Origin of the sequence: Cupriavidus sp. WS, assembly GCF_000395345.1 — a bacterium.
Lineage (GTDB): Bacteria > Pseudomonadota > Gammaproteobacteria > Burkholderiales > Burkholderiaceae > Cupriavidus > Cupriavidus basilensis_B.
In genome coordinates this window covers 1-3,340 of the sequence record NZ_AQPL01000395.1, presented here as the reverse complement: position 1 = coordinate 3,340, position 3,340 = coordinate 1, and the positions used below count along the sequence as shown (strand labels likewise).

Sequence of the window (3,340 nt, the reverse complement as noted above, 5' to 3'; positions counted from 1 at the left end):
CGCCCGCCGGCGGGTATCGCCGCCGCCACTTCGGGCGGCCTCCAAATACCGGCCGCGCGGCCTTGAAATGTCGTCGCAAAGCCTTATCTTTCGAAAAGACCAACCAGTGTCCGGAACGCACAGGGAAGGGCCAGGCGGAGGTACGCCGGGCCGCGCCTCCCGTCTCAGGACACTCATCCAGGACAGAGAGAGGGATCCTTAATGCGACTAGACAAACTGACTACCCGATTCCAGGAAGCGCTGGCCGACGCCCAGAGTCTGGCCATCGGCAACGACAACCAATACATCGACCCGCTGCACGTGCTGCGCGCGCTGCTGTCGCAGAACGACGGCGCCGCGCGCGGGCTGCTGGCGCGCGCCGGCGTCAACGTGGGCGGCCTGACCGGCGCGCTCGACGCCGCCATCAAGCGCCTGCCGCAGATCCAGGGCAACAGCGAGGTCCAGGTCGGGCGCGAGCTGAACGCGCTGTTCAACGCCACCGAGAAGGAAGCGATCAAGCGCGGCGACCAGTTCATCGCCAGCGAGCTGTTCCTGCTCGCCGTGGCCGACGACAAGGGCGAGGCCGGCCGCATCGCGCGCGAGCACGGGCTGGGGCGCAAGTCGCTGGAGTCCGCCATCGAAGCCGTGCGCGGCGGCGATGCGGTCAACAGCGCCGACGCCGAGACCCAGCGCGAAGCGCTCAAGAAGTACACCGTGGACCTCACCGAGCGCGCCCGCATCGGCAAGCTCGACCCGGTCATCGGCCGCGACGACGAGATCCGCCGCGCGATCCAGATCCTGCAGCGCCGCACCAAGAACAATCCCGTGCTGATCGGCGAGCCGGGCGTGGGCAAGACCGCCATCGTGGAAGGCCTGGCCCAGCGCATCGTCAACGGCGAGGTGCCCGAGACCCTGAAGAACAAGCGCGTGCTGGTGCTCGACATGGCCGGCCTGCTGGCCGGCGCCAAGTACCGCGGCGAGTTCGAGGAACGCCTCAAGGCCGTGCTGTCGGACATCGCCAAGGACGAGGGCCAGACCATCGTCTTCATCGACGAGATCCACACGATGGTGGGCGCGGGCAAGGCCGAGGGCGCCATCGACGCCGGCAACATGCTCAAGCCCGCGCTGGCGCGCGGCGAGCTGCACTGCATCGGCGCCACCACGCTGGACGAATACCGCAAGTACATCGAGAAGGACGCCGCGCTCGAGCGCCGCTTCCAGAAGGTGCTGGTGGACGAGCCGAGCGTGGAGGCCACCATCGCCATCCTGCGCGGCCTGCAGGAGAAGTACGAGCTGCACCACGGCGTGGAGATCACCGACCCGGCCATCGTCGCCGCGGCGGAGCTGTCGCACCGCTACATCACCGACCGCTTCCTGCCCGACAAGGCCATCGACCTGATCGACGAGGCCGGCGCGCGCATCAAGATGGAGATCGACTCCAAGCCCGAGGTGATGGACAAGCTCGAGCGCCGCACCATCCAGCTCAAGATCGAGCGCGAAGCCGTCAAGCGCGAGACCGACGAGGCCTCGAAGAAGCGGCTCGAGCTGATCGAGCAGGAGATCGAGCGCCTGGAGAAGGAGTACGCCGACCTCGAGGAAATCTGGAAGGCCGAGAAGGGCGCCGCCCAGGGCGCGGCCGCGCTCAAGGAGGAGATCGACAAGATCCGCCTGGAGATCACGCGCCTGCAGCGCGAAGGCAAGCTCGACAAGGTGGCCGAGCTGCAGTACGGCAAGCTGCCCGAGCTCGAAGGCAAGCTCAAGGCCGCCACCGCGGCCGAGGCCAGCGAGCAGAAGCACCAGAACAAGCTGCTGCGCACGCAGGTCGGCGCCGAGGAAATCGCCGAGGTGGTCAGCCGCGCGACCGGCATCCCGGTCTCGCGCATGATGCAGGGCGAGCGCGAGAAGCTGATCCAGATGGAGGACTACCTGCACCGCCGCGTGGTGGGGCAGGACGAGGCCGTGCGCCTGGTGTCGGATGCCATCCGCCGCTCGCGCGCCGGGCTGGCCGACGAGAACAAGCCCTATGGCTCGTTCCTGTTCCTCGGCCCCACCGGCGTGGGCAAGACCGAGCTGTGCAAGGCGCTGGCCGAGTTCCTGTTCGATTCGCAGGACCACCTGATCCGCATCGACATGAGCGAGTTCATGGAGAAGCACAGCGTGAGCCGGCTGATCGGCGCGCCGCCCGGATACGTGGGCTACGAGGAAGGCGGCTACCTGACCGAGGCGGTGCGCCGCAAGCCGTACAGCGTGGTGCTGCTCGATGAAGTCGAGAAGGCCCACCCGGACGTCTTCAACGTGCTGCTGCAGGTGCTCGACGACGGCCGCCTGACCGATGGCCAGGGCCGCACGGTGGACTTCAAGAACACCGTGATCGTGATGACCTCGAACCTCGGTTCGCAGATCATCCAGGCCATGTCCGGCGAGCCGCACGAAGCGGTGAAGGGTGCCGTGTGGCAGGAAGTGAAGACGCATTTCCGCCCCGAGTTCCTCAACCGGATCGACGAGGTGGTGGTGTTCCACGCGCTCGACCAGCAGCATATCGAGTCGATCGCCCGCATCCAGCTCCAGCGGCTGCAGGCACGGCTGGCACGCATGGACATGACGCTCGAAGTCAGCGAAACGGCGATCGCCAAGATCGCCAGCGCGGGCTACGACCCGGTGTTCGGCGCGCGTCCGCTCAAGCGCGCGATCCAGCAGCAGATCGAGAACCCGGTGGCGCGCGCCATCCTCGAAGGCAAGTTCGCCGCCAAGGACGTGGTGCCGGTGGACTACCGCGACGGCGAGTTCGTGCTGGGCGAGGCCAGGGCGGCGGCGTAAGCCGGACGCCGGAAATGAAAACCGCCCCTTCGGGGGCGGTTTTTTTTGTAATAAGAACTAACGATTTTGCCGGCCGCGCGGGGCGCGCGCGGCTCAGCGGTGGTAGCCGTGCGGATGATGGTACGCATACCAGTCGCGGCGGCCCCACCAGCGGCGGCCGTCCCAGTAGCGGTCGCCATGCCAGCCGATCACCACGGCGGGCGCCATCACCACGGGCGGCGGGCCGTACACCGGGGGCGCGGCGTAGACGGGCGCCGGCGGCGCGTAGACCGGGGCGGGCGGGGCGACGTAGACCGGCGCCGGCGCCACCACCACCGGCACGCCGATGTTCACGCCGACATCCACACGCGCCAGCACGGGTTGCGAAACGGCCCAGGCCAGTGCCCCGATGCCCAGGGCGCAGCAGAATCCTTGCTTCATGTTCTTGTCCTCGTCATGCAATCACCATGACGCTACTCTAGCGCTGCCGCGGGCGGACAGGCAGATACAACTGTAACGGTATTTCACCAGAGCGGGCCCGGCGCCACGGGCGCGAACCCGTGGC

The 3,340-nt window shown here is 67.8% G+C and carries 2 protein-coding genes; one reads left to right on the top strand and one right to left on the bottom strand.

Features of this window, described 5'->3' with window-relative positions:
• Positions 1 to 201 precede the first annotated feature (201 nt).
• The gene (gene clpB / locus K206_RS0127945; RefSeq protein WP_020205675.1) at positions 202 to 2,796 is read left to right on the top strand and encodes an ATP-dependent chaperone ClpB; all 2,595 of its coding nucleotides are present in this window, start codon (positions 202 to 204) and stop codon (positions 2,794 to 2,796) included.
• Positions 2,797 to 2,889: 93 nt separating this feature from the next.
• Here the strand turns inward: clpB and K206_RS0127940 are convergent, their stop codons facing one another.
• Positions 2,890 to 3,216 carry a hypothetical protein gene (locus K206_RS0127940; RefSeq protein ID WP_020423946.1) on the bottom strand — a complete coding sequence of 109 codons (327 nt, stop codon included), beginning with the start codon at positions 3,214 to 3,216 and terminating at the stop codon, positions 2,890 to 2,892.
• Positions 3,217 to 3,340 lie beyond the last annotated feature (124 nt).